Source organism: Burkholderia sp. Tr-20355, from assembly GCF_017104685.1.
GTDB lineage: Bacteria > Pseudomonadota > Gammaproteobacteria > Burkholderiales > Burkholderiaceae > Burkholderia > Burkholderia seminalis.
Genome location: NZ_JAAGPK010000264.1, coordinates 1 through 6,569, shown reverse-complemented (window position 1 = coordinate 6,569; position 6,569 = coordinate 1). Strand labels below are relative to the sequence as shown.

The following is a 6,569-nucleotide window of genomic DNA, read 5'->3' as shown; positions in this document are numbered from 1 at the left end:
CGCGTCGGGCGCAACGACCGCACCGGCGCGTCGCTGTCGGACCAGCCGCCGGCACCTGCCGCGCCGATGCCGCCCGCGCTGCGCGGCGTCAATCTGACCCGGATCAGCGTGTCCGGCGTCGTGCGGCGCATCATGCGCGCGCCGCGCGGCGAGCCGGACGGCGTGATGCTCGACGACGGCGCGATCGTCAAGCTGACCGTGCCGGCCGCCCAGCAATTCGGCGGGCTGCTCGTGCCCGGCGCGCGCGTGGCCGCGGTCGGGTACGGCACGCGCAACGCCTATGGCGAAGCGCTGCAGGCCACCGCGTTCGGTGCGCCGGGCCGCGTCGTGAATCTCTATGACGACGTCGCGCGCTGATCGCGCGTCGTTTTCTCTTCATCCAATAAGGAGTCCTGCCATGCACTGGATCGATCCCGCCTGCCTGCCCGAAACGCGCGGCCGCGTCACGCAGTTCCTGCTCAACCCGCACGGCGACATCGACGGCCTGGTCCTGAACGGCGACCTGCAGGTTCACGTGCCGCCGCATCTGGGCCGCGAACTGGTTCGCCACATCGAGGTAGGCGACCGCATTCGCGTGCGCGGCGTCAAGATGCGCGGCGCCGAGACGATCGCCGCGGTGCAACTGACCGGGCGCCACGGCGTCGAGATCGTCGACGACGGGCCCGTGCACGGTGCGCCGAAGCCGCCGCATGGCGGCCGCAAGCCGATGGAGATGAGCGGCGAGGTCGCGTTCGCGCTGCACGGCCCGAAAGGCGAGCTGAACGGCGCGTTGCTGGCGAACGGTGCCGTGCTGCGGGTGCCGCCCCATGCGGCGGCCGAACTGAGCGACTATCTGCGCGCCGGTGTCCATGTCATGGCGTGGGGACAAGGCGTCGTCACGCGATACGGCGCCGTGCTCGATGTCAGCGAGATCGCCGAACTCGTCGATGCGGAAGACGAATGACCGCCCGTCGACCATGAAACCGACGCGCGCGCTCGAGGCGCTCAACTTTTTCCTGGCCGACGTGCAGGCCGGCATCGGCCCGTTCGTCGGCGTGATCCTGCTGTCGCGCGGCTGGAGTGCCGACGCGATCGGCTCGGTCATGACGCTGGCCGGGCTCGCCGCGATGGCCGCGACGCCGCCGGCCGGCGCGCTCGTCGATGCGCTGCGCGCGAAGCGCGCGCTGATCATCGTGGCCACCGCCGTGACGGCGCTCGCCTCGCTGGCGCTGATGGTCGCCGACGGCTATCCGGCGGTGGCGGCGTCGCAGATCCTGGCCGCCGTCGGCGGCGCGGCGCTGGCGCCGGCCGTCGCGGGCGTGACGCTCGGCATCGCGCGCCGGCAGGGTTTCGACCGGCAGTTCGGCCGCAACCAGATGGCGAACCACGCGGGCAACGTCGTGGGCGCGGCGCTCGCCGGCTGGCTCGGCTGGCATGCGGGATTCGACGCGGTGTTCGCGCTCGTCGCCGTGTTCACGATCCTCGCGATCGCGAGCACGCTGGCGATTCCCGGGCAGGCCATCGACCATGCGTGCGCGCGTGGCCTCGACACCGAGCCTGCCGCGCCGCGAACGCTTGCCGCGCACGACGACCGGCCCGCGGGCGCGCCGACGATGCGCGTCGGCGGCATGCGCACGCTGGCCTCGAACCGGCCGCTGGTCCTGCTCGGTGCGTCGCTCGCGCTGTTTCATCTCGGCAACGCGGCGATGCTGCCGCTCTACGGGATGGGCGTGGTCGCCACGCATCGCAGCAACGCGAGCATGTTCACCGCGCAGACCATCGTCATCGCGCAGCTCGTGATGATCGCGGCCGCGTGGCTCGCACCCCGGTTGATCCGCGCGCACGGCTATTGGCGCGTGCTGCTGCTGTCCTATCTGGTGCTGCCGGTGCGCGGCGCGCTCGCCGCCGTCCTGATGAGCGAGGCGGGCGTCTGGCCGGTGCAGGTGCTCGACGGTATCGGCGCCGGCCTGCAGAGCGTCGTCGTGCCGGCGCTCGTCGTACGCCTGCTGCACGGCTCCGGCCGCGTGAACGCCGGGCAGGGCGCCGTCGCGACCGCGCAGGGCATCGGCGCGGCGCTCAGTCCCGCGCTGGGCGGCGTGCTCGCGCAGCACTTCGGTTATCCGGCCGCATTCGTCGTGCTGGGCGCCGTGTCGACCGGGTCGCTCGCGCTCTGGCTCGGCCATGCGCGCGCGCTGAGCAGCGTGTGCGGCAAGCCGGCCGATCTGCCGGCCACGTCGTCATGAACGTGCCTGTCCTCTCCATGTCATTTCCGACTTGTCCATGAATTCCGTTTCGCTTGCATGGCTGATTTCCGCGCTCGCCACGGCGGGCGTCATCGCGCGTCCGTTCGGCTGGCCCGAGGCGACCTGGGCGGTGAGCGGCGCGCTGCTGCTGGTCGCATGCGGCCTGCTGCCCGTGCATCCGGCGCTCGAGGCCGTCGCGAAGGGCGGCGACGTGTACCTGTTCCTGACCGGCATGATGCTGCTGTCCGAGGTCGCGCGGCGCGAAGGGCTGTTCGACTGGGTCGCGACGCGCGTCGTCAATCGCGCGCAGGGTTCGCCCCGGCGCCTGTTCGCGCTCGTCTACCTGGTGGGCGCGCCGCGCGAAGGCCGAGCCGCTGCCGCTGCTGTACATCTGCGCGTTCGTCGCGAACGCGGCGAGTTTCGTGCTGCCGATCTCGAACCCGGCGAATCTCGTGCTGTACGGCGCGCGCATGCCGCCGCTCGGCGCATGGCTGGCCCACTTCGCGGTTCCGTCCGTCGTGTCGATCGCCTGCACGTACGGGATGCTGCGGATCACCCAGCGACACGCGCTGCGCGGTCGTTGCGAATCGGGCCTGCCGACGCGGCCGCTCACCGGCGGCGGCCGTATCGCGCTGGCCGGCATCGCGGTCACGGCCGCCGCGCTGATGGCGGTGTCGGCGCTCGATCTTCCGCTCGGGTTGCCGACCGCGGCGGCGGGTGTCGTCACGGTCGCGTGCGTGCTGGTTCGGGATCGCACGGCCGCCGTGCCGATCGTTCGCGCGATTTCATGGAGCGTGTTGCCGCTCGTCGCCGGGCTGTTCGTCCTGGTCGAGGCGCTCGACCGGAGCGGCGCGGTGCGTGCGCTGGCCGGGCTGCTGCGCGCGCTGACGGCAAGCGGCGAGCAGACCGCCGCGGCCGTGGCGGGCGTCGCGATCGCGCTGGCGTCGAATCTGGTCAACAACCTGCCGGCCGGACTCCTCGCGAGCTCGACGATCGACGCCGCGGGCAGCCCGCACCGGGTGATCGACGCGATCCTGATCGGCGTCGACCTGGGGCCGAACCTGTCCGTGACCGGATCGCTCGCGACGATCCTGTGGCTCGCGGCTATCCGGCGCGAGGGGCTGCAGGTCGGCTTCCGCGCGTTCCTTGCGGTCGGCGCGTGCGTGATGTTGCCGGCCCTGCTGCTCGCGCTCGCCGCACGGCTCGCGCTCGGCGCGTGACCGCGGTGCGCGGCGGCCGGCCGATTCCGGCTAGAACGCGTAGGCGAGCGACGCGAACAGGCTGCGCGGCGCGCCTGGCGTGACCCACAGGCTGTTGTAGGAGCTGACGTAGGTGGTGCGGTTGAACAGGTTGTTCAGCACGACCGACGCGCGCAGATGCTTGTCGATCTGCACATAGCCGTTCAGCTGCACGGTCGCATAGGCCGGCAGGTCGAACCCGTCCTGCGTGTTCGCGGTATTGCCGGCCCGGCGTCCGACGTAGATCACGCCGGCGCCGGCGCCGGCCTTGTCCGCGAACGGCACCGCGGTTTCGTACAGGAGCAGCGCGCTGCCGCTCAGGCGCGGAATGTCGACGAGGCGTGCGCCGGGCGTCAGCACCGCGTCGCGCGTGACCGCGGCATCGACATAGGCGACGTTGACGAGGCCGCGCACGCCGTGACCCAGGTCGCCGTTCCATTCGAATTCGACGCCGCGGCTGCGCACCTCGCCCGCCGCGCGGGAGAAGCCGGCGTTGGCCGGATCGGCGGTCAGCACGTTGCGCTTGTTGACGTGGAATGCCGCGACGGTGGCGAGCCAGCGTGCGCCGGCCCATTTCGCGCCGACTTCGTAGCCATGCCCCTTCTCCGGATCGAACGCGCGGCCGTTTACGTCGGCGCCGTTGTTGGGCCGGAACGAATACGCGGTGTTCGCATACAGCGACAGCGCGGGGCTCATCTCGTACACGATGCCGAGGCGCGGACTCAACGCGGTCTGCAACTGGTGGCTCGTCGTGCCCTTCAGGCGGTTCTCGACCGACTGATGAAAGCGATCCCAGCGCAGCCCCGCGAGGATTTTCCAGTGCGGCCCGAACGCGAGCGTGTCCTGCGCATAGACGCCCTGGCCGTCGTCGCGCTCGAGCAGGTTGGTCGCGGTGCGCGGCACGGGCGCCGGCTGGCCGTAGACGGGATCGAAGATGTCGATCGCATACGGCGCGGCGGCCGTGGGTGTCGAGCGCGCGACGAACTGGTCGTAGTTGAAGCGGTACGCGTCGATACCCAGCACGAGCGTGTGGCCGATGCCGCCGGTGCGGAACTTGCCGGCCGTTTCGACGCGGCCTTGCAGGTCGTTCGAGTGGAACGCGACTTGCCGGTAGCGGCGCCACAGCGTGCGGCCGTCCGGCTGCAGCGCGAATGCCTCGGACGAGCGGCCGGACAGGTCGGTGGTGCGCTGCGCGAAGCCGGCGTTGACCGACCAGTTCGCATCGACGCGATGCTCGAGCGTGAACTGATGGCCCGTGTTGCGCACGTCGAAGTCGCCGTCGCGCGGCTCGCCGAGGAAGCGCGACGCGGGAATCGCGCCGAGCTGCCCGCCAACCGCGACCACGCCGCGATCGAGCGGCGCGCGCTGGCGCACGCTCTCGAATTCGTAATGGAGCGTCGTGTCCGCGCCGATGTCCCACGTGAACGACGGCGCGAACAGGTAGCGCTTGCTCGACACCGTATCGCGGAAGCTGCCGTTGTTCTCGTTCATCGCGACGAAGCGGTACGCGAGCGATTTCGTCACGGGCCCGGTCGAATCGAGCGTCTCGCGCAACGCGCCATAGCTGCCGGCCGACACGCCGACGGTATTCGCGCGCGTGAACTGCGGCTGCTTCGTCGTGTAGCTGATGAGGCCGCCCGGATCGCCGCGCCCGTACAGCGCCGACGCCGGCCCCTTGAGCACTTCCATGCGCTCGAGGTTGACGGTGTCGCGCGGGACGCCGATGCCGCGATTCCACGAAAAGCCGTTGACGAGGTAATCGGTGCCGGACGTGTTGCCGTCGCCGGCGAAGCCGCGCACCGCGTAGTTGTCCCACAGCCCGCCGAAGCTGTTTTGCCGCGCGACGCCCGCGACCCAGTCGTACAGGTCCTCGCCGCGTGTCGCCGCGACGGTCCGCACGAGTTGCGCATCGACGCTGCTGACCGCGAACGGGATCTCCATCACATCCGCCTCGCTGCGCGTCGCGCTCGTCGAGTCACGCGTGCGAAACGGCGCGCTCGCGCGCTGCCCGGCGATCTCGATGGTCGGCAGCGTCGCCTCCTGCGCGTCGGCGGTGCCCACGCCGGCCGCGCCGACGACGATGGCCATCGGTGCGGCCGCCCATTTCTTCCTGCTCATACCCTGTCCTTTGATGTGGTTGGCGTTCGGGCAGGGCTGACGGTTGCGCATCGGCATCTGTGTTCCAAACGGTACATTTGCGCGGAAATTTAATGCAAATGAGAGTCATTTGCAATCGTAAGATCGCATTTTTGTGTGCGACGCGATGCGGCTCGTCACAGGCACGCGGCCATGGAAGTTGGTGCAATCGGTGGATTTCGTGAATTCCGAATGGCGGGAATTTGCGACGAGCTCAGGACATGGGAAATCGCCGGGGTTGAGCCTTGATAGCACTATCCAGTCGAATTTTTTCCGGGTAAACGAGGATCTGTTTGGCGTTATTCGCGCACTGGCGAGTTTGACAAATCCCGTAATTCGGGATTAAAGTGATATCCACTTCATTCAAACCGTCGAGCGGACGCATGAACATCCCACAGTTGGACATCGATGCCGGAACACGAAGCGGGGCGGGCGTCGTGCTCGCCACGGCGCGCGACGCGGGCGTCGACGTCTGTTTTGCGAACCCCGGTACCACCGAGATGCCGTTCGTCGGTGCGCTGGATACCGTGGCGGGCGTGCGCCCGATCCTCGGGCTGTTCGAGGGCGTATGCACCGGGGCGGCCGACGGTTACGGCCGCATGGCCGGCAAACCCGCGATGACGCTGCTGCACCTCGGGCCCGGGCACGCGAACGGCATTGCGAACCTGCACAACGCGCGCCGCGCCCGCACGCCGATCCTGAACATCGTCGGCGATCACACGCGCGATCATCTGAAGTACGACGCGCCGCTCACGTCCGACATCGAATCTCTCGCCCGCCCGGTGTCGGTGTGGTATCGCAGCGTGGCGCGCGCCGCGGATCTCGCGACGGATACGGCCGACGCGATTGCGGCCGCGATGGGCGCGCGGCGCGGCGTCGCGACGCTCGTGCTGCCGGTGGATCTGCAGTCGGTCGCGGTGCGCGGCGGTTCGGTGTCGCCGGCCGTCGTTCGCGCGGCCGCGGTGTCGTTCGA

The 6,569-nt window shown here is 70.0% G+C and carries 4 protein-coding genes and 2 pseudogenes; 5 read left to right on the top strand and 1 reads right to left on the bottom strand.

What is annotated here, in order from left to right; genetic code table 11:
- The 4 genes and pseudogenes from G3N62_RS33615 to G3N62_RS33600 form a co-directional block, all read left to right on the top strand.
- Nucleotides 1–357: pseudogene (locus tag G3N62_RS33615) on the top strand (hypothetical protein); the annotation flags it as partial.
- A gap of 40 nt (nt 358–397) precedes the next feature.
- Nucleotides 398–943, top strand: a complete 546-nt coding sequence (locus G3N62_RS33610) for a hypothetical protein (protein ID WP_034191835.1) — start codon at nt 398–400, stop codon at nt 941–943.
- A gap of 13 nt (nt 944–956) precedes the next feature.
- The gene (locus G3N62_RS33605; protein WP_049032425.1) at nt 957–2,222 is read left to right on the top strand and encodes an MFS transporter; all 1,266 of its coding nucleotides are present in this window, start codon (nt 957–959) and stop codon (nt 2,220–2,222) included.
- 37 nt (nt 2,223–2,259) lie between these two features.
- A pseudogene (locus G3N62_RS33600) lies at nt 2,260–3,442 on the top strand (arsenic transporter).
- Between the two features lie 30 nt (nt 3,443–3,472).
- Here the strand turns inward: G3N62_RS33600 and G3N62_RS33595 are convergent.
- Nucleotides 3,473–5,578: a TonB-dependent receptor gene (locus tag G3N62_RS33595; protein WP_124670017.1), complete on the bottom strand. Its 2,106-nt coding sequence runs from the start codon at nt 5,576–5,578 to the stop codon at nt 3,473–3,475.
- A 401-nt stretch (nt 5,579–5,979) separates the two neighbouring features.
- Here G3N62_RS33595 and G3N62_RS33590 point away from each other — a divergent pair.
- Nucleotides 5,980–6,569: thiamine pyrophosphate-binding protein (locus tag G3N62_RS33590; RefSeq protein ID WP_277399664.1), on the top strand; the 590-nt coding region annotated here is incomplete at its 3' end.